This is a genomic window from Pantoea sp. Taur, from assembly GCF_009830025.1.
GTDB lineage: Bacteria > Pseudomonadota > Gammaproteobacteria > Enterobacterales > Enterobacteriaceae > Pantoea > Pantoea communis.
In genome coordinates this window covers 1-18,602 of record NZ_SZZZ01000030.1, presented here as the reverse complement: position 1 = coordinate 18,602, position 18,602 = coordinate 1, and the positions used below count along the sequence as shown (strand labels likewise).

At 53.7% G+C, this 18,602-nt stretch carries 17 protein-coding genes and 1 other annotated feature; of the genes, 3 read left to right on the top strand and 14 right to left on the bottom strand.

The features are described from left to right. Nucleotides 1-22: 22 nt before the first annotated feature. On the bottom strand, nucleotides 23-961 hold the full coding sequence (gene ribF, locus FD744_RS23795) for a bifunctional riboflavin kinase/FAD synthetase (RefSeq protein ID WP_058959365.1): 939 nt from the start codon (nucleotides 959-961) through the stop codon (nucleotides 23-25). 318 nt (nucleotides 962-1,279) lie between these two features. Between ribF and rpsT the strand changes: the two genes are divergently transcribed. Next, nucleotides 1,280-1,543 (top strand): 30S ribosomal protein S20, encoded by a 264-nt coding sequence (gene rpsT, locus FD744_RS23790; RefSeq protein ID WP_034826107.1) that lies wholly within the window; start codon nucleotides 1,280-1,282, stop codon nucleotides 1,541-1,543. Nucleotides 1,544-1,595: 52 nt separating this feature from the next. On the opposite strand, the gene nhaR is transcribed toward rpsT, so the two are convergent. The 7 genes from nhaR to tal all read right to left on the bottom strand — a co-directional run bounded on the left by nhaR (nucleotide 1,596) and on the right by tal (nucleotide 10,330). After that, on the bottom strand, nucleotides 1,596-2,498 hold the full coding sequence (gene nhaR, locus FD744_RS23785; protein WP_160869764.1) for a transcriptional activator NhaR: 903 nt from the start codon (nucleotides 2,496-2,498) through the stop codon (nucleotides 1,596-1,598). Between the two features lie 34 nt (nucleotides 2,499-2,532). Beyond that, entirely contained in the window at nucleotides 2,533-3,711 is a 1,179-nt protein-coding gene (gene nhaA, locus FD744_RS23780) for a Na+/H+ antiporter NhaA (protein ID WP_160869762.1), read from the bottom strand. Nucleotides 3,712-3,878: 167 nt separating this feature from the next. Then, on the bottom strand, nucleotides 3,879-5,024 hold the full coding sequence (dnaJ, locus tag FD744_RS23775) for a molecular chaperone DnaJ (RefSeq protein WP_034826114.1): 1,146 nt from the start codon (nucleotides 5,022-5,024) through the stop codon (nucleotides 3,879-3,881). Nucleotides 5,025-5,127: 103 nt separating this feature from the next. Beyond that, entirely contained in the window at nucleotides 5,128-7,038 is a 1,911-nt protein-coding gene (gene dnaK / locus FD744_RS23770) for a molecular chaperone DnaK (RefSeq protein WP_034826116.1), read from the bottom strand. Between the two features lie 212 nt (nucleotides 7,039-7,250). Further along, nucleotides 7,251-8,552 carry an MFS transporter gene (locus tag FD744_RS23765; protein ID WP_160869760.1) on the bottom strand — a complete coding sequence of 434 codons (1,302 nt, stop codon included), beginning with the start codon at nucleotides 8,550-8,552 and terminating at the stop codon, nucleotides 7,251-7,253. A 113-nt stretch (nucleotides 8,553-8,665) separates the two neighbouring features. Further along, entirely contained in the window at nucleotides 8,666-9,253 is a 588-nt protein-coding gene (gene mog / locus FD744_RS23760; protein WP_038649159.1) for a molybdopterin adenylyltransferase, read from the bottom strand. Nucleotides 9,254-9,376: 123 nt separating this feature from the next. Continuing rightward, nucleotides 9,377-10,330, bottom strand: a complete 954-nt coding sequence (tal, locus tag FD744_RS23755) for a transaldolase (protein ID WP_034826122.1) — start codon at nucleotides 10,328-10,330, stop codon at nucleotides 9,377-9,379. A 213-nt stretch (nucleotides 10,331-10,543) separates the two neighbouring features. Between tal and yaaA the strand changes: the two genes are divergently transcribed. Continuing rightward, the gene (gene yaaA, locus FD744_RS23750; RefSeq protein ID WP_160869758.1) at nucleotides 10,544-11,320 is read left to right on the top strand and encodes a peroxide stress protein YaaA; all 777 of its coding nucleotides are present in this window, start codon (nucleotides 10,544-10,546) and stop codon (nucleotides 11,318-11,320) included. A 63-nt stretch (nucleotides 11,321-11,383) separates the two neighbouring features. Here the strand turns inward: yaaA and thrC are convergent, their stop codons facing one another. The 5 genes from thrC to FD744_RS23725 form a co-directional block, all read right to left on the bottom strand. Continuing rightward, the gene (gene thrC / locus FD744_RS23745; protein WP_160869756.1) at nucleotides 11,384-12,667 is read right to left on the bottom strand and encodes a threonine synthase; all 1,284 of its coding nucleotides are present in this window, start codon (nucleotides 12,665-12,667) and stop codon (nucleotides 11,384-11,386) included. Nucleotides 12,668-12,670: 3 nt separating this feature from the next. Next, nucleotides 12,671-13,600, bottom strand: a complete 930-nt coding sequence (thrB, locus tag FD744_RS23740) for a homoserine kinase (RefSeq protein WP_034827133.1) — start codon at nucleotides 13,598-13,600, stop codon at nucleotides 12,671-12,673. 2 nt (nucleotides 13,601-13,602) lie between these two features. Next, on the bottom strand, nucleotides 13,603-16,065 hold the full coding sequence (gene thrA / locus FD744_RS23735) for a bifunctional aspartate kinase/homoserine dehydrogenase I (protein ID WP_160869754.1): 2,463 nt from the start codon (nucleotides 16,063-16,065) through the stop codon (nucleotides 13,603-13,605). 26 nt (nucleotides 16,066-16,091) lie between these two features. Continuing rightward, nucleotides 16,092-16,214: a sequence feature (Thr leader region), on the bottom strand. Further along, the gene (thrL, locus tag FD744_RS25445) at nucleotides 16,150-16,221 is read right to left on the bottom strand and encodes a thr operon leader peptide (protein ID WP_128601299.1); all 72 of its coding nucleotides are present in this window, start codon (nucleotides 16,219-16,221) and stop codon (nucleotides 16,150-16,152) included. It overlaps the preceding feature by 65 nt. 202 nt (nucleotides 16,222-16,423) lie before the next feature. Then, nucleotides 16,424-17,113, bottom strand: a complete 690-nt coding sequence (locus tag FD744_RS23725; RefSeq protein WP_038649173.1) for a tRNA/rRNA methyltransferase — start codon at nucleotides 17,111-17,113, stop codon at nucleotides 16,424-16,426. Nucleotides 17,114-17,722: 609 nt separating this feature from the next. Here FD744_RS23725 and arcA point away from each other — a divergent pair. Then, on the top strand, nucleotides 17,723-18,439 hold the full coding sequence (gene arcA / locus FD744_RS23720; RefSeq protein ID WP_034826183.1) for a two-component system response regulator ArcA: 717 nt from the start codon (nucleotides 17,723-17,725) through the stop codon (nucleotides 18,437-18,439). A 49-nt stretch (nucleotides 18,440-18,488) separates the two neighbouring features. Here the strand turns inward: arcA and FD744_RS25715 are convergent. Further along, a partial coding sequence (locus tag FD744_RS25715; protein WP_237449408.1) for a hypothetical protein occupies nucleotides 18,489-18,602 on the bottom strand: 114 nt, incomplete at its 5' end.

The window sequence follows — 18,602 nt, the reverse complement described above, 5'->3', positions numbered from 1 at the left end:
TCTCGGTTCCGTATTTCGGTCATTAAGCCGGTGCGTTAAGCCCAAAAAATTGGCGGGCCGTCACCACATCTTTCGCAATTTGTTCTTTCAACGCGTCCAGCGAAGCGAAACGCTGTTCGTCGCGAATCTTCTGTTTCAGCACCACCTCAATGTGGTGGCCATAAAGATTCATATGTGTGTCAAGCAGGTGAACTTCAAGCTGCTGACGCAGACCTTTTACCGTCGGACGTGTGCCAATGTTGGCCACGCCAGCGATGGGCTTGTCGCCCAGGCCTAACACTTCTACCGCAAACACCCCTTTCACCGGCGTTACTGTGCGGCGTAATGGAATGTTAGCGGTGGGGAAACCAATGGTGCGCCCCAGTGCATCACCGTGCACCACGCGCCCTGAAATGCTGAATGGATGGCCCAGCAGCGCTTCCGCCTGCGCAAAATCATCCTGTGCCAGTGCCTGACGTACCGCCGTGCTACTGATACGCGCACCGCCATCACAATAGGTCTGGGTGCTGATGACGTCGAAGCCATACTCGACACCGGCTTTCTGTAATAACAGGAAATCTCCCTGGCGACCAGCGCCAAAGCGGAAATCATCACCCACTGCGAGAAACTTCACGTTGAGTTTATCGACCAGCAGTTCAGCGATAAAACTTTGTGCGGAGTGCGCCGCAAAACGGCGATCAAAGCGGACGCAGAGCACCGCATCAACACCCGCCAGCTCGAGATACTTCAGCTTCTCGCGCAAACGAGTCAGGCGTGCCGGGGCTTTGTCACCGGCAAACAATTCAAGTGGTTGCGGTTCAAACAGCATCACCACCACCGGCAGATTGCGTTGACGTCCTTCAGCAATCAACTCCGCCATCAATGCCTGGTGGCCGCGATGTACGCCGTCAAAATTGCCAATGGTCAGGACGCAGCCGCGATGCTGCTCTTTCAGATTATAAATACCGCGGATAAACTTCATGGCTGACTCAAACCGGTGGAAATCGGCGGATTATACCCTTGAATGGCCTTCAGGTTAACCCGTCTGCGTGCCTTTCCTGCGTATGGTGCGGCTTAATGCGCACGCAACCCATTGCTCAGGCAGGTAATGAAGATTTTTAATGCGAAATACTGTATTCAGCGACGTGTTGCTGGTAGAATCCTGCGCCATCAATTACGTAATCAAGCGCCGTTGCTAAAACGACGCTTATTTGCACAAATCCATTGACAAAAGAAGGCGCAAAAGGCATAGTCCTCGGCCTTTGATTTGTCCATATAGATCACATTTGGGAGTTGGACCTTGGCTAATATCAAATCAGCTAAGAAACGCGCCGTAACATCTGAGAAACGTCGCAAGCATAACGCAAGCAACCGTTCAATGATGCGTACTTTCATCAAGAAAGTATACGCGGCTATCGCAACAGGCGACAAAGCTGCTGCGCAGAACGCATTCAACGAAATGCAACCAATCGTGGACCGTCAGGCTGCTAAAGGTCTGATCCACAAAAACAAAGCTGCACGCCATAAAGCAAACCTGGCTGCACAGATCACCAAACTGGCTTAATCGCCTGTTAGGTTATCGCTTTGTCGAAAGAACCGGCGCTTAGCCGGTTTTTTTATGCCTGCGATTTAGCATTAAAGAGTGCGCTGAAATCACGATTGCAGATGCGCTGCACCGCCGGATGTTGAATCATACGCTCGGCAAAGATCACGTGATACTCCTCCATGACCGCCTCCAGACGCCCTATTTCACGGATCGTATCATCGCGATAGATCTCAGCGCCATAGAGTGTCGGCGCGACAAAAATCGCATTGTTCTGCGCACCAAAGGCCTTCATCAAAGCCGCATCATCAAACTCGCCCAGAATATCCGCCTGCAACCCCTGGCTGTGAATCCAGTTCAGCAACTTGCGGCCGAGCATCGAGCGACGCCCGGGAATGAGCAGGCGACGCTGCTCTAAACATGCCGGGAAAGGACGATCGGGCAGCGGTGCATTGCACCAGAAACTGACTGGGCATTCGCCGAGTTTCACTGAGAACAAACCTTCCTGCTGAGTGGAGTCGATTGGGCAATCCGAGACAATCATGTCGAGCTTGTGCTGGCTCAGTTGCTCCAGCAACATCTCGTGCGTTGACTCGAAACAGCGCAGATGAATTTTCTCCTCCGACACCACGGCCGCTTCCAGCACTTTGCTCACCAGTGGCTTCGATAATGCATCCGCCACACCCACGTCGAACAACAGATGCGACTCTTTGCGATAGTTAACGATATCCAGCATCTCCTGGCTGAGCATGAACATGCGATCGGCGTAGCGAAACACCAGTTGTCCGAGTTCATTAGGCACTAAACCCCGTCCCTGGCGACGAAACAGCGCGCCACCCAATTGCTCTTCCAGTGCTTTAATCTGACCCGTCACCGTTTGGGGCGTCAGGCACAGGACATCAGCGGCGCGTACCACGGAGCCGGTTTTGCACACCTGCCAGAAATAATAGAGATGATTGAAATTGAGCTGATTCATTATAAAAAAAGGAGGCTTACGCCTCCTTCCCTGTTTATCGCAGTTTGATACGCAGCAGCGTGTAACCAATTACTGCCGACAGCAGCGAGCCACTGAGGATACCGAGTTTCGAGAAGGTCACCAACTGCTCATGTGCGGCGTCAAAGGCCAGTGAACTAATGAAGATCGACATGGTGAAGCCAATACCACACAGTACACCGATCGCCATGATATCGCGTATTGCGGTGCCGTTCGGCAACACCGCCAGTCGCCACTTCACTGCCAGCCAGCAGAACAACGTAATGCCCAGCGGTTTACCGATCAACAGGCCGAGGATAATGCCCAGTGGCTCCGGTGACAGCACGTCGCCAAAGGTAATGCCACTTAAAGAGATACCGGCGTTAGCGAAAGCGAACAGCGGCAGAATCAGCCAGTTCACCCAGGGCACCAAACCGTGTGCCAAATGTTCTGCAGGCGAATGGCCATCCTTCTCTTCCAGCGGCACGAAGAAGCCCACGATCACCCCTGCCAGCGTGGCATGCACGCCGGATTTAAGCACAGCGGTCCACAGCACCACACCTACCAGCATGTAAATCGCAATGTTACGCACTCCGCAGCGGTTCAATATCGCCAGCAATACGATAGCGCCAGCTGCGACGCTCAGCGACAGCACCGAGAGATCGCTGGTATAGAACAACGCGATGATCACGATAGCGCCGAGATCATCAATAATCGCCAGTGCCATCAGGAACACTTTCAGTGCGGCAGGTACGCGGCTGCCGAGCAGTGCCAGCACACCTAAAGCAAAGGCAATGTCAGTGGCAGTTGGGATCGCCCAGCCGTTGCGAGCGATTTCATCAGCATGATTGAAACCGAAGAAGATCAGCCCGGGAACCACCATACCACCGAGCGCTGCAATCACCGGGAAGATGGCACGGTCGCGACTGGCTAATTCACCAATCATCAGCTCACGCTTCACTTCAAGGCCGATTAACAAGAAGAACAACGCCATCAACGCATCGTTGATCCACAGCAACAGGTTTTTGCTGATATCCAGTGCGCCAAAACGAATTTGCACCGGCTCAGCGAGGAACGATTGATAACCTTGCGCGGTTTCTGCACTGTTGGCGAGGATCATTGCCGCAACGGCGGCAAGAATCAGCACGATGCCGTTGCTGGCATCACTCGCGATAAAGCTCTTCAGTAAGCTTCGAATACTACGGGGTTTGTTCACAACTCCTCCTGAGCAGGACAATTTTTAGCGGCTAGTTTAGCGGCGTAAATACCTCGTTAAAAGCAGCTTATGTCTCGTTTATAGATCGGTAATAACGATCTATTAAATTACAGCCATAAAAAAAGCGGGGAGTCGCCTCCCCGCTTCATTGTGAACCACTTACCCGATTAGCGGGTCAGATCGTCAAAGAACTTTTTCACACCATCGAAGAAGCTTTTAGAGCGCGGGCTGTTTTTCTCACCCGTTGGGCCGCCAAAGCTCTCTTCCAGCTCACGCAACAACGCTTTCTGTTTGTCGTTGAGGCTAACTGGCGTTTCCACTACCACACGGCACAGCAAATCGCCAACGGCTCCGCCACGCACCGACTTCACACCTTTACCGCGCATGCGGAACAGCTTGCCGGTTTGCGTTTCAGACGGCACTTTCAGCTTCACGCGACCATCAAGAGTAGGCACTTCGATCTCGCCACCCAATGCCGCCATCGCGAAGTTGATCGGCACTTCACAGTACAGATTGTTATCTTCACGCTCGAAGATCGGGTGTTTCTTCACCGAGACCTGAACGTACAGATCGCCTGCTGGTGCACCATGTTCACCCGCTTCACCTTCGCCACTCAGACGAATGCGATCGCCGGTATCCACGCCTGCCGGGATTTTCACCGACAAGGTTTTCTGGCGTTCAACGCGACCATGTCCATGACAGGCGTTGCACGGATCTTTGATTACCGAACCACGACCGTGACAGGTCGGACACGCCTGCTGTACGGTGAAGAAGCCCTGGCGCATCTGCACCTGACCCGCACCATGACAGGTTGAACAGGTCTGTGGCTGCGTACCCGCTTTAGCCCCGCTGCCGTGGCAGACATCACACTCTTCCAGGGTAGGAATGCGGATCTCTTTGGTCACGCCGCGTACCGCTTCTTCCAGCGACAGCTCCATGTTGTAGCGTAAATCGGCGCCACGGGCAGCACGCTGACGGCGTCCACCACCAAAGATATCGCCAAATACGTCGCCAAAGATATCGCTGAAGTCAGCACCGCCGCCGCCAAAGCCGCCGCCACCGAATCCACCACCGCCCATGCCACCCTGTTCAAAGGCTGCATGGCCGTACTGGTCATAGGCCGCACGCTTCTGCGCATCGGTCAGGACTTCGTAGGCTTCTTTAATCTCTTTAAACTTAGCTTCGGCTTCTTTATTGTCCGGGTTACGGTCCGGATGGTATTTCATCGCCAGGCGCTTATAGGCCTTTTTGATTTCACGCTCATCTGCGGATTTAGAGACGCCTAAGATCTCGTAAAAATCACTCTTAGCCATTTTGTTCTGCCCTTAACATGATCGCACGGGCGTGGAGAGATCTCCTACGCCCGTGCTGGTTTCAACGGCTGTCAGGCCAGCCGTCGCGCCCGGTCAGGGGCAATTATTTTTTATCTTTAACTTCTTCGAATTCAGCGTCGACAACATCGTCATCTTTCTTCGCTGAAGCGTCGCCAGCATCTGCTGCGCCCGCCTGGCCTTGCTGCTGCGCCAGTTCCATCAGTTTGCTTGAGACTTCCATCAATGCCTGCATTTTGGCTTCGATTTCTGCTTTATCTTCGCCTTTCAGCGCGGTGTTCAGCTCGGTCAGCGCAGACTCGATCGGTGCTTTGTCTTCAGCAGACAGTTTGTCACCGGCTTCGTCCAACTGCTTACGGGTGCTATGCGCAATCTGGTCACCCTGGTTGCGCGTCTGCACCAGCTCTTCGAACTTACGGTCAGACTCGGCATTCGCTTCTGCGTCACGCACCATTTTTTCGATCTCTTCTTCGTTCAGACCTGAAGAAGCTTTGATGGTGATTTTCTGCTCTTTACCGCTGTTCTTGTCTTTCGCAGACACGTGCAGGATACCATCGGCATCGATATCGAAGGTCACTTCGATCTGCGGCATACCGCGCGGTGCAGCCTGGATACCGTCGAGGTTGAACTGGCCCAGAGATTTATTATCACCTGAACGCTTACGCTCACCCTGCAGCACGTGAATGGTCACGGCAGACTGGTTATCTTCAGCGGTTGAGAACACCTGGCTGTGTTTGGTTGGGATGGTGGTGTTCTTGCTAATCAGCGCAGTCATCACGCCACCCATGGTTTCGATACCCAGTGACAGTGGAGTCACGTCCAGCAGCAGAACGTCTTTCACTTCACCTGCCAGCACGCCACCCTGAACCGCAGCACCTACAGCAACGGCTTCATCCGGGTTCACGTCTTTACGTGGCTCTTTACCAAAGAACTCAGTGACTTTGGCCTGAACCATTGGCATACGCGTCTGGCCACCAACGAGGATTACGTCGTTGATATCAGAAACAGACAGACCAGCGTCCTGCAGAGCAACTTTCAGTGGCTCGATAGAACGGGTCACCAGATCTTCAACCAGTGATTCCAGCTTCGCACGGGTCACTTTGATGTTCAGGTGCTTAGGACCGGTTGCATCTGCAGTGATGTACGGCAGGTTAACGTCGGTCTGCTGCGCTGAAGACAGTTCAATCTTCGCTTTTTCAGCCGCTTCTTTCAGACGCTGCATCGCCAGCGGATCGTTATGCAGATCGATGCCCTGATCTTTCTTGAATTCCGCGACTAAGTAGTTGATCAGACGGCTGTCGAAGTCTTCACCACCGAGGTGAGTATCACCGTTGGTCGCCAGTACTTCGAAGGTTTTCTCGCCATCAACTTCATCGATTTCGATGATAGAGATATCGAAAGTACCACCACCCAGGTCATATACCGCGATAGTACGGTTGCCCTGACCTTTATCCAGACCGTAAGCCAGTGCGGCTGCGGTAGGTTCGTTGATGATACGTTTTACGTCCAGGCCCGCGATACGGCCGGCATCTTTGGTTGCCTGACGCTGTGCATCGTTGAAGTAAGCTGGAACAGTGATAACCGCTTCGGTTACCGCTTCACCGAGGAAATCTTCCGCGGTTTTCTTCATCTTTTTCAGCACTTCAGCAGAGATCTGCGGTGGTGCCATTTTCTGGTCTTTCACGTTCAACCATGCGTCACCGTTATCAGAACCGATGATTTTGTAAGGCATGATTTTAATATCACGCTGCACTTCTTCGTCCTGGAAACGACGGCCAATCAGGCGCTTGATCGCGAACAGGGTGTTCTGCGGGTTAGTCACCGCCTGACGTTTAGCCGGCTGACCGACCAGAGTTTCGCCATCTTGTGTATATGCAATGATTGACGGTGTGGTGCGATCGCCTTCGGCGTTTTCAAGCACACGTGCTTTACCACCATCCATAACCGCAACACATGAGTTGGTTGTACCCAAGTCAATACCAATAATCTTACCCATCTAAACGTCTCCCACTTAAATTCTTTGTCAATTAGCGTTGTTAGCAGATGTGCGGTCAAACTGACCCTTTTCAACTGCTGTGACAGGCTTTTTTTGCTGCCTGACATCACTCGATGACAAGTAAATGGGGCCGCTTCAGAGCGCATCAAGGGTTAAAACTAAAATAATTTTAAAAAAATGCGGAAAAGAAAAAGGCGCTTACGCGCCTTAGGTTAGACATTCACCTGATTGAGCAGCGTCGATCGCTGTTTTTCGCTCTGCAACCACAGGCCAACCAGCAAGCCAATCAGCGCCAACGCCAGCACATACCAGGCCGGCGCCATCGGCGTGAGTTGCATCATCAGCGTCACGCTAATCGGTGTCAGACCGCCGAAAATCGCATAGGCCACATTGTATGAGAAGGAGATGCCGGTGAAACGCACCGCCGCCGGGAACGCTTTGACCATTACAAAGGGCACCACACCCACCACGCCCACGCTCAATCCCGCCAGGCCGTACCAGACGAACAGCATCTCAGGCGAGCCACCCAGTTGATGGAAGAAGTTCCAGCTGAAGATGGCCAACAGCAACGAACCGCCCATCAGCGTTAATGCCGCGCCGAAGCGATCCACCAGCCAGCCAGCGACGACGCAGCCAATCAGCAACATGATGGTAGCAACGCTATTCGCCTGCAGACTTAACGCTGCGGGAATCGCATGCTGCTTCTGCATTAACGTGGGTGCCATCAGGATCACCACCACAATGCAGGCCGAAAGCAGCCAGGTAACCAACATCGACACCACAATCCCGCGCTTATGGCTGGTCAGAATGGTCTGCAGCGGAAGCTTTTCGGATAATGCTTTACGCTCCTGCATCTGTTTAAACACCGGCGTTTCATGCAACCAACGGCGCAGATACATTGCCAGCAAACCAAACAGGCCACCGAGGAAGAACGGAATGCGCCAGCCGTGATCGCGAATCGCAGCCGGTGAAAGCGTGGTGTTCAGCACCGTCGCCACCAGCGAACCCAGCAAAATGCCCGCCGTTAAACCTGCTGTCAGCGTGCCACAGGCAAAACCGATGCGTTTTTCCGGCACATGTTCAGCCACGAAGACCCACGCACCCGGCACTTCGCCACCAATCGCGGCGCCCTGCAGCACGCGCATCAGCAGCATCAAAATCGGCGCTGCGATGCCAATACTGGCATAAGTCGGCAGTGCGCCCATTGCCAGCGTGGGTAACGCCATTAACAGAATGCTCAGACTAAACATCTTCTTGCGCCCAACTTTGTCACCAAAGTGCGCCATGATGATGCCGCCCAGAGGGCGCGCCAGATAACCTGCGGCGAAAATCGCGAAGGTCTGCACCTGACGCAACCACTCAGGGATATCCGGTGGGAAAAACAGCTCGCCAATTACTGCAGCAAAGAAAACGAAGATGATGAAGTCGTAGAATTCCAGCGCCCCACCGAGGGCGGCCAGCGACAGGGTTTTATAATCCTGGCCGTTGAGACGGCGCGATGTGTGTGCATCCATAGTCGTGCGGTATCCAGAAGCAAAGTCAGTGTGGTTGTAAAGCTGGAGTTACTATACCGTCAATATTTCGCCACACCAGCACCGCTGGATTTTATGCCTGAAAACGGCGATTTTCAGACGTTTGTCTCACGCCTTGCACTTTTAGGGCGAAATGCTGCTACCACCTCGGGATCGGTTTCCACATAGGGCCCTTCCAGTAACTGTAAACAATAAGGTACGGCGGCAAAAATGCCTGGCACTTTCACTGCACCATCTTCTGCTTTCAGCCCTTCCAGCGTCTCTTTAATGGATTTGGGCTGGCCCGGCAGATTGAGGATCAGCGACTGTTTACGTATCACCCCCACCTGACGCGAAAGGATCGCAGTCGGCACAAACTGCAGGCTGATTTGGCGCATCTGTTCGCCAAAACCCGGCATCTCACGATCGGCGACCGCTAAAGTGGCATCGGGCGTCACATCGCGGCGCGCAGGACCGGTTCCGCCGGTGGTCAACACCAGATTGCAGAACAGTTCATCGACCAGTTCGCAGATCGCCTGTTCAATCATCGGCTGCTCATCGGGTACTAAACGGGTTTCGATTTCAAACGGGGTAGTCAGCGCGGCGGCGAGCCAGCTTTCCAGCGCCGGAATGCCTTGATCCTGATAAATGCCATTAGCAGCACGATCGGAAACGGAAATTAATCCAATACGTAAAGTATCCATTAAGTTATCGCTGTGGTTGACCGCAATGCGGCAATTGAAGGGGAATGCAAAAAGGATAATACAAAGCGGAAGCGAGGGGAAAGCGTAAAACCGTGGCGACGGGTGCCGCCACGGCAAATCACCTTACAGCAGTTCGGCGATCATCTTCTCAAGTTTGCCCTGATCGATGGCAAAGTTGCGGATACCTTCAGCCAGTTTGGTCACGGCCATTGGATCCTGGTTGTGCTGCCAGAAGAACTCAGCTTCGGTCATTTTCGCAGGGCGCGCTTTGACTTCACCGGTGTAGCTCAGCTTGCGCTCAACCGCGCCTTCGCTCTCTGCCAGCTCTTTCAGCAGGCCCGGAGAGATGGTCAGACGGTCACAGCCGGCCAGTTCGATGATTTCACCGATATTACGGAAGCTGGCACCCATTACCACAGTTTCATAACCGTGCTGTTTGTAATAGTTGTAGATTTCCGCCACCGACACCACGCCTGGATCTTCATGCGCAGCGTACTCTTTCTTATCGGTGTTCTGCTTGTACCAATCGAGGATACGGCCTACGAATGGCGAGATCAGGAACACGCCTGCTTCAGCACAAGCACGCGCCTGCGCGAAGGAGAACAGCAGAGTCAGGTTACAGTTGATGCCTTCTTTTTCCAGCTGCTCAGCAGCACGGATGCCCTGCCAGGTTGAGGCCAGTTTGATCAGGATACGGTCGTTGCTGATGCCCGCATCGTTGTACAGCTTGATCAGGCTACGTGCCTTCGCGATGCTCGCTTCGGTGTCGTAGGAGAGACGTGCGTCAACTTCGGTAGAGATACGGCCTGGGATCAGTTTCAGAATTTCCAGACCAATGTTGACGGCCAGCTTGTCAGAAACCAGTGCCAGCTGCTCTTCTTTGTTGCTGCTCTGCTGACGTGCCCAGGTAATGGCTTCGTCAATCAGTTTGCGGTATTCAGGGATTTGAGCGGCGTTGAGGATCAAAGAAGGGTTGGTGGTCGCATCTTGCGGCTGATAAAGCTTCATCGCCGCGATATCACCGGTGTCGGCGACCACAGTAGTCAGCTGACGCAAGGAAGTAAGTTTGTCCGTCATGGTTCTCTTTCTCTTAGGTTGACTGTCAGGGTGTAAAAGGCTGTTGGGATAATATCACGCACAATTCACTGCGCAACATCACGAAGTGCCTCATTACGATAGCGCTAACAAATGGGAGCGATTTGCCGATCCGTGCAGCTTTTTTGCTACACTCGTCGCAACTTAATTCCCACCAATCCCCTGTAAACAGGCGGGTCAACAAGGACAAACACGATGCTGATGGTTATCTCGCCAGCGAAGACACTGGATTTTGAAAGCCCGCTGGCGACACAGCGCTTTACGCAGTCAACACTGTTAGAAAAATCACAACAGCTGATCGATGTTGCGCGCGATCTTTCACCGGCGCAGATCAGTTCACTAATGAGCATCAGCGACAAACTGGCACATCTGAATGCCGATCGCTTCAACCAGTGGCAGCCGCCCTTCACGCTCGACAATGCGCGTCAGGCAATTCTGGCGTTTAAAGGCGACGTGTACACCGGTTTGCAGGCTGAAACGTTCAGTGATGCAGATTTCGATTTTGCCCAGCAGCACCTGCGCATGCTGTCCGGTTTATACGGCGTGCTGCGCCCACTGGATTTGATGCAGCCTTATCGTCTGGAAATGGGCATCAAGCTGGCCAACCCGGCGGCGAAAGATCTCTACGGTTTCTGGGGTGATTTACTGACGCAGAAGCTCAATGAAGCGATGGCCGAGCAAGGCGATGAGGTGCTGATCAACCTGGCATCTGATGAGTACTTCAAAGCGGTGAAGCCGAAGCAACTGAACGGTGAGTTGATCAAGCCGGTGTTCCTTGATGAGAAGAACGGCAAGTTTAAAGTGATCAGTTTTTACGCCAAGAAAGCGCGTGGCCTGATGAGCCGCTATGTGATTCAGAACCGCCTGAGCAAGCCCGAGCAGCTGAAACAGTTTGATGTTGATGGCTACTTCTTTGCGGCTGATGAGAGCAAAGGTAACGAGCTGGTGTTTAAGCGCCACGAACAGAAATAAAAAAAGGTCGCCATGATGGCGACCTTACTCTTCAAAACGCGCATGGTCGCGCGCCTGTTTGCATTACTTCATCAAGAAATTACGCAGTTCAGCGAAGTCTGCCGCCATATTATGCGACAGCAATGGCAGCTCAGCGCGCTCTGCCAGCTCTTTTGGCAGCGGCAATTCCTGACCCAGAATCTCGTCCACGCTCTCTTTGAACTTGGCCGGATGCGCGGTGCCGAGGAACAGGCCGAACTCGCCTTCCTGCAGGTTGTCGCGCAGCATGCGATAGGCAATCGCCGCGTGCGGCTCAGAGATATAGCCAATTTCCGCCAGCTCACGCATGGTGGCTTTGGTGGTCTCATCCGATACCGCACCCGACACGAGATCGGTCAGGCGCCAGGTTTTACGACGGAACAGCTCTTCCACGCGCGGCCAGTTGTTCGGCTGGCTGACGTCCATGGCGTTAGATAGGGTTGCCACTGTCGCATTCGGCAGCCATTCGCCGTTGCCCAGGAAGCGTGGCACGGTGTCGTTGGCGTTGGTTGCAGCGATAAAGCGCTTGATCGGCAAGCCGAGGGATTTCGCCAGCAGGCCAGCGGTCAGGTCACCAAAGTTACCGCTTGGCACGGAGACCACCAACTGATTGCGCTGCTCTTGCGGCAGTTGCGCCACCGCTTCGAAGTAATAGCAAATCTGCGCCAGCAAGCGGCTGATGTTGATGGAGTTAGCCGAGTTCAGGCCAATCGCTTTCTTCAGCGCTTCATCATCAAACGCCTGCTTCACCAGCGCCTGGCAGGCATCGAAATCGCCTTCCACCGCGATGGTTTCAATGTTGCCGCCCAGCGTACAGAACAGCTTTTCCTGCAGCGGGCTGATTTTGCCCTGCGGATAGAGGATAACGACGCGCACGTTTTCCATGCCGTAGAAGGCATGTGCCACGGCGGCGCCGGTGTCACCTGAAGTCGCGGTCAGAATGGTGATCTGCTCATCAGCGCCTGACACATAAGAGAGCATCTGCGCCATGAAACGGCCACCGAAGTCTTTGAATGCCAGCGTGGGGCCGTGGAACAGTTCGAGGCACGCCACATCTGCACTGACTTTCGCCACCGGCGCGGGGAAGGCAAAGGCGTTTTTCACGCGCTCAGCCAGCTGGTGCGCGGCAATCTCATCGCCAATATAAGCTGAGAGAATTTTGCTGCTGCGGCTGACAAAATCCATCTCCAGCATCGCATCGATGTCGGTCAGTTCGAATTCCGGCAGTTCGAGCGGGAAGAACAGCCCTTGCTGCGAGCCGAGGCCCTGTTTAACGGCCTGAGCAAAACTAACCTGCTCGTTGTGATCCTTAAGGTTGTAGAGTTTCATGCGTTATCCCAAGTTACGTGCGCCAGCCGTATCAAGACGGCAGATATGGACGAAGCCTTCATCATTCTGCAGATAGTGCTGGCTCAGCCAGTCTGCCATCCGCTGTGCCGTTGCCATCTCGTTGCAAACGGCGAAAAGTGTCGGGCCGGAGCCCGAAATACCACAGGCCAACGCGCCGATGTCGGCAGCCGCCTGGCGCGCCTCAGCGAAGCCCGGCAGCAGTTTGGTGCGGTAAGGTTCTGCAATCACATCCTGCATCAGTTTAGCCGCCAGCAGCGGCTGGCGGGTATGACAGGCGTGAATAAAGCCCGCTAACAGACGGCCATGCTTGATGGCATCTTCTTTGCGGTACTGCGCAGGCAGAATCGCGCGTGCTTCAGCGGTGGAGACTTTAATGCCTGGATAGGCCATCACCCACAGCCAGTCATCAAAGCACGGCACATCCTGTGAGATGATACCGTTTTCTTCAATCATCAGCTGTACACCGCCGAGGAAGCAAGGCGCGACGTTATCAAAGTGCACGCTGCCGGAAATACGCCCTTCCAGCTCGCCCATCAAGGCCAGCAGTTCGGTATCGTTCAATGGCTTGCCGCAGAACTCGTTCATCGCCATTAAACCCGCGACCACCGAGCAGGCGCTGGAACCCAGACCGGAACCGATCGGCATATTCTTTTCCAGTGTCATCGCGACAGGCACTTCTTTACCAATCGCCTGGCAGAAACGTTCCCAGCACTGATAAACGATGTTCTCTTGCGGATTGGTTGGCAGCTTGCTGACAAAGCGCCCGGTGTTCACCAGGCTGAAGCTGTCGGCCGCTTCAACCGATACGCAGTCACCCAACAGGGTGCCATCCACCGGCGAAACCGCCGCGCCCAGCACATCAAAGCCGACGCTGACGTTACCTATTGAGGCCGGTGCATAAATTTTTACCATCATCAAACTCCCAACTTCCACGACAGTGTACGCAACAAGTCGGCAAACACGCCGGCCGCTGTGACATCATTCCCCGCGCCGTATCCACGCAGAACCAGCGGGATCGGCTGATAATAGCGGCTGTAAAACGCCAGCGCGTTCTCGCCGTTCTTCACTTTGTACAGCGGATCGTTACCGTCCACCGCATCGATTTTCACTTTGCAGACGCCGCCTTCTTCAATGGCGCCGACGAAGCGTAACACTTTACCTTCATCACGCGCTTTGGCAACGCGGGCGGCAAAAGCATCGTCCAGTTCCGGCAGGCGGGCCATAAACTGCTCAACGTCAGCGATGTCGGTGAGTTCAGCTGGCAGCAGCGGCTCAATCTCGATATCGCTCAGCTCCAGTTGATGACCCGCTTCACGCGCCAGAATCAGTAGTTTACGCGCCACATCGGTACCGGAGAGGTCGTCACGCGGATCCGGTTCGGTAAAGCCCATCTCACGGGCTGTTTTGGTGGCTTCTGATAACGATACGCCTTCATCCAGTTTACCGAAGATAAAGGAGAGCGAACCGGAGAGGATACCGGAGAATTTGATCAGCTCGTCACCGGCATTCAGCAGATTTTGCAGGTTTTCGATCACCGGCAGACCAGCACCGACGTTGGTGTCGTACAGGAACTTACGACGCGATTTCGCCGCGGCCGCACGCATCTGCTGATAGTAATTCCACGACGAGGTGTTGGCCTTTTTGTTCGGCGTCACCACGTGGAAACCTTCAGCAAGGAAGTCAGCATATTGATCGGCCACCGCCTGGCTGGAAGTACAGTCCACAATCACCGGGTTCAGCAGGTGATACTCCTTTACCAGACGCATCAGACGACCGAGATTGAACGGCTCTTTGGCTTCGCTCAGCGCGCCTTTCCAGTCGCTGAGATCGATGCCGTGCACATTGGTTAACAGCGCGCGAGAATTGGCGATACCGCACACGCGCAGATCGATGTGCTTCTCTTTCAGCCACGCCTGCTGACGATGCAGCTGCTCCAGCAACGCCGCGCCGACACCGCCGACACCGACAACGAACACTTCGATCACCTGATCGGTGGCGAACAGCATCTGATGCACCACGCGCACGCCAGTGGTCACTTCATCATTGCTCACCACCACCGAGATAGAACGCTCAGAGGAACCCTGCGCAATCGCCACGATATTGATGTTGGCACGCGCCAGCGCCGAGAAGAATTTGGCGGAGATGCCGCGCAAGGTGCGCATGCCATCGCCGACCACGGAGATCACTGCCAACTGCTCCAGCACATCGAGTGGATCCAGCAGGCCATCTTTCAGCTCCAGATAGAACTCTTCTTCCAATACACGGCGCGCACGCGCCTGCTCGCTCTGCGGTACGCAGAAACTGATGCTGTATTCAGAAGAGGATTGGGTGATCAGCACCACGGAGATGCCGGTGCGCGACATCGCGGCAAACACGCGTGCTGCCATGCCGACCATGCCTTTCATGCCCGGACCTGAGACGTTAAACATCGCCATATTATTCAGGTTGGTGATGCCTTTCACCGGGTTCTCATCCAACTCGCCTTCCCCACCGATTAAGGTGCCGGGCGCTTGCGGGTTGGCGGTATTTTTGATCAGACAAGGAATCTGGAATTGGGCAATCGGAGCAATGGTGCGCGGATGAAGGACTTTCGCGCCGAAGTAAGACAGCTCCATCGCTTCCTGGTAGGACATCGACTTCAGCAGTCGCGCATCCGGCACCTGGCGTGGATCGCAAGTGTAAACACCGTCTACGTCAGTCCAGATCTCGCAGCAGTCCGCACGCAAGCAGGCAGCCAGCACCGCCGCCGAGTAGTCAGAGCCATTACGGCCCAGCACCACCAGTTCGCCCTTCTCGTTACCGGCGGTAAAACCGGCCATCAGTATCATGTGATCGGCTGGGATCTGGCTGGCCGCGATGCGACGGGTTGACTCGGCGATATCCACGGTGGATTCGAGGTAGTGACCAACGGCCAGCAGTTTCTCCACCGGGTCGATCACCGTGACTTTGTGGCCGCGCGCCTGCAGCAGCGCTTCCATGATGGCGATAGAGAGCTTCTCACCACGACAGATAATGCCGGCATTCACCGCATCCGGGCACTGGCCCAGCAGGCTGATGCCATGCAGCACCTGTTTCAGCTGGGCAAATTCCAGCTCAATGCGGGTTTTCAGGCCATCGTAATCGAAGCCCGGCTGAGCCTCCGCCAGGCCCTGCAGCAGGTCGGCAAAAATCCGTTCGGCATCGCTGATATTCGTCAGTGCGTCCTGGCCGCTAATGGTTTTCTCAATCATCGCCACCAGATGATTGGTGATTTTCGCTGGGGCAGAGAGCACGGTGGCAACCTGTCCCTGTTGCGCGTTGCTTTCCAGAATATCTGCCACGCGGAGAAAACGTTCCGCATTGGCTACTGAGGTTCCGCCGAATTTCAGCACTCGCATGATTGAAGCTCTCCTGAATTTTTGCCGAAAAAAAAGCCCGCACTGTTTAGGTGCGGGCTTTTTTCTTTGTTTTTCCTGTATGCGTCAGCCCGCACCGTTACCTGTGGTAATGGTGGTGGTAATAATAATTGTGGTGTTCAGGCTGTGATTACGCATTGAGATTTTTTCTGTCTGTCTTTGTCTTGTCCGTCTGCCTTCCAGAAGTAAAGCAAAGCGCACGTTAAGTCAACGAATTTGTCTTAGCCGCTATTTTGAGGCGACTGCGCAGAGTTCGGTGTCTGCGCGTAAATCATATTGGGATCGTTCGACTGATCGCCCTGTTTCCCGATCAGTCACTATTAAAAACGATATTCACCGATTATTTATCTATAAGTTTTTTTTCTACATCATGTAGCAGGCGATGCAGCATGGCGCTATCGCGCTGTTCCAGTAGGCCAATGCGCTGATCGATCCAGTCCGCCATTTTGGCATCGTCGCTCACCTCCAGTTTCACCAGCAGCTGGTGGAAGCGCTCGCGCAGCGCCTGCAGCTGGTGTTCGTTCGCCACTTCTTTCACTTCTGCCGCGACCTGATTCAGCGCCGACAGCTGATAGCAGTACACCATCACCGCCTGTCCGAGGTTGAGTGAAGGATAATCATTGGCCATTGGAATGCCGGTCAGCAGATCGACCTGATCCAGCTCTTCATTGGTTAAGCCACTGTCCTCACGACCAAATACCAGCGCGATTCGGCTCAGCCACTGGCGCTTCTCCTGCAGAATGGTTTCGACTTGCGCCGGCGTGGCGTAGTAGCGGAACTTCGCACGACTGCGGGCGGTGGTGGCGACCGAGAAATCGACATCGGCCAGCGCTTCACTTAGCGTGGCGTAGGTTTTGACATTATCGAGAATCTCACCGGCACCGTGCGCAACACGACGCGCAGCCGGGTCTTGCCAGGCATCGCTGGCGACAATACGCAGTTCGCTAAAACCCATGGTTTTCATGGCACGAGCGGCCGCGCCGATATTTTCCGGACGGGCGGGTGAGACAAGGATTAGGGGGAAATGCATGATTTTTCCATCGAACTGTTAACAACTCGCCCTATGTTGGCATGCAGTGGCAAAAATACCAACCGCACGGACAAGAGAAAATAAGATGTTAAGGATGTTAAAAGAGGATAAAAGCGATGGGGAGAAGATATTGTGGGATATAACTAAAATTTCCACGCTTAATTAATATAAATCTATTGTTTTTCATATTATTAAAATATTATTTCCTGCAGGTTTTAGTTTTACCGTTATGCAGCCAAAATGTAGCAAAAATGCTGCTTTTTGTGAGCTAAGCTGGCATTCCTGGAGAAGTTTTTCATAAAAGTGTTAACGTGCTACACTTGCATTTGATATAAGTCAACGAAGCGTTGTTTTTATGCTTATCGGTTGTTGTTGGTGCTGTTAGGTTGCTGTTAATACGGTTAGGATAAGCGCCAGTCCGATACCCACGGGGCACGCAAATATTCATCCTGACTGGCTGAGCTAACACTGAAGTTGACATAGATGGATGGTGTATTCCGAAGATTATTTCGTACACCGGTTGCGTTAGGCACGCTGTTTTGATGAACAGTAAACGCAGCCATCGTACGCCCTGTTTTCGATTTGTTGGCAAATTTTAGGTAGCGAAACATGCAGACCCCGCACATTCTTATCGTTGAAGACGAACTGGTCACGCGTAACACCCTCAAAAGTATTTTTGAGGCGGAAGGTTACGTGGTCTATGAAGCCACCGACGGCGCCGAGATGCATCAGGTTTTGACGGAAAATGACGTCAATCTGGTGATCATGGATATCAACCTGCCAGGCAAAAACGGTTTGCTGCTGGCACGCGAATTGCGTGAACAAGCAAACGTTGCGCTGATGTTCCTGACAGGTCGTGATAACGAAGTAGATAAAATCCTCGGCCTGGAAATTGGCGCCGATGATTACATCACTAAACCGTTTAACCCACGTGAGCTGACGATTCGTGCACGCAACCTGTTATCGCGCACCATGAATCTGGCGATGCCAAGTGAAGAACGTCGCGCGGTTGAAAGCTATCGCTTTAACGGCTGGGAGCTGGATATTAACAGCCGCTCACTGATCAGCCCGAACGGTGAACAGTATAAGCTGCCACGCAGTGAGTTCCGCGCGATGCTGCACTTCTGCGAAAACCCGGGCAAGATTCAAACCCGTGGCGATCTGCTGAAGAAGATGACAGGTCGTGAGCTGAAGCCGCATGACCGCACCGTGGATGTCACCATCCGCCGCATTCGTAAGCATTTCGAATCCACCCCGGATACGCCAGAAATCATCGCCACCATTCATGGCGAAGGGTATCGCTTCTGTGGTGAATTGCAGGATTAAGTTTGCTGCAGTAAAAGAAAAACGCCCATCAGGGCGTAATGCCAGTCAGTTAAGCCTGACTGGCATTTTTTCTTCTGGCTGTCGGATATTTATAGGGTCTCTCTTTCACCACCCTTGGGAACGAGCGCTCCCGTCGTCCCGGTAGTCTGACCATCTCTGCTAT

Bases quoted from the DNA above. Each gene is read 5' to 3' on its own strand.
- dnaK (WP_034826116.1), bottom strand. From the start codon at position 7,038: ATGGGTAAGATTATTGGTATTGACTTGGGTACAACCAACTCATGTGTT.
- mog (WP_038649159.1), bottom strand. From the start codon at position 9,253: ATGGATACTTTACGTATTGGATTAATTTCCGTTTCCGATCGTGCTGCT.
- FD744_RS23765 (WP_160869760.1), bottom strand. From the start codon at position 8,552: ATGGATGCACACACATCGCGCCGTCTCAACGGCCAGGATTATAAAACC.
- yaaA (WP_160869758.1), top strand. From the start codon at position 10,544: ATGCTGATGGTTATCTCGCCAGCGAAGACACTGGATTTTGAAAGCCCG.
- ribF (WP_058959365.1), bottom strand. From the start codon at position 961: ATGAAGTTTATCCGCGGTATTTATAATCTGAAAGAGCAGCATCGCGGC.
- thrC (WP_160869756.1), bottom strand. From the start codon at position 12,667: ATGAAACTCTACAACCTTAAGGATCACAACGAGCAGGTTAGTTTTGCT.
- FD744_RS23725 (WP_038649173.1), bottom strand. From the start codon at position 17,113: ATGCATTTCCCCCTAATCCTTGTCTCACCCGCCCGTCCGGAAAATATC.
- arcA (WP_034826183.1), top strand. From the start codon at position 17,723: ATGCAGACCCCGCACATTCTTATCGTTGAAGACGAACTGGTCACGCGT.
- thrB (WP_034827133.1), bottom strand. From the start codon at position 13,600: ATGGTAAAAATTTATGCACCGGCCTCAATAGGTAACGTCAGCGTCGGC.
- nhaR (WP_160869764.1), bottom strand. From the start codon at position 2,498: ATGAATCAGCTCAATTTCAATCATCTCTATTATTTCTGGCAGGTGTGC.
- dnaJ (WP_034826114.1), bottom strand. From the start codon at position 5,024: ATGGCTAAGAGTGATTTTTACGAGATCTTAGGCGTCTCTAAATCCGCA.
- tal (WP_034826122.1), bottom strand. From the start codon at position 10,330: ATGACGGACAAACTTACTTCCTTGCGTCAGCTGACTACTGTGGTCGCC.
- thrA (WP_160869754.1), bottom strand. From the start codon at position 16,065: ATGCGAGTGCTGAAATTCGGCGGAACCTCAGTAGCCAATGCGGAACGT.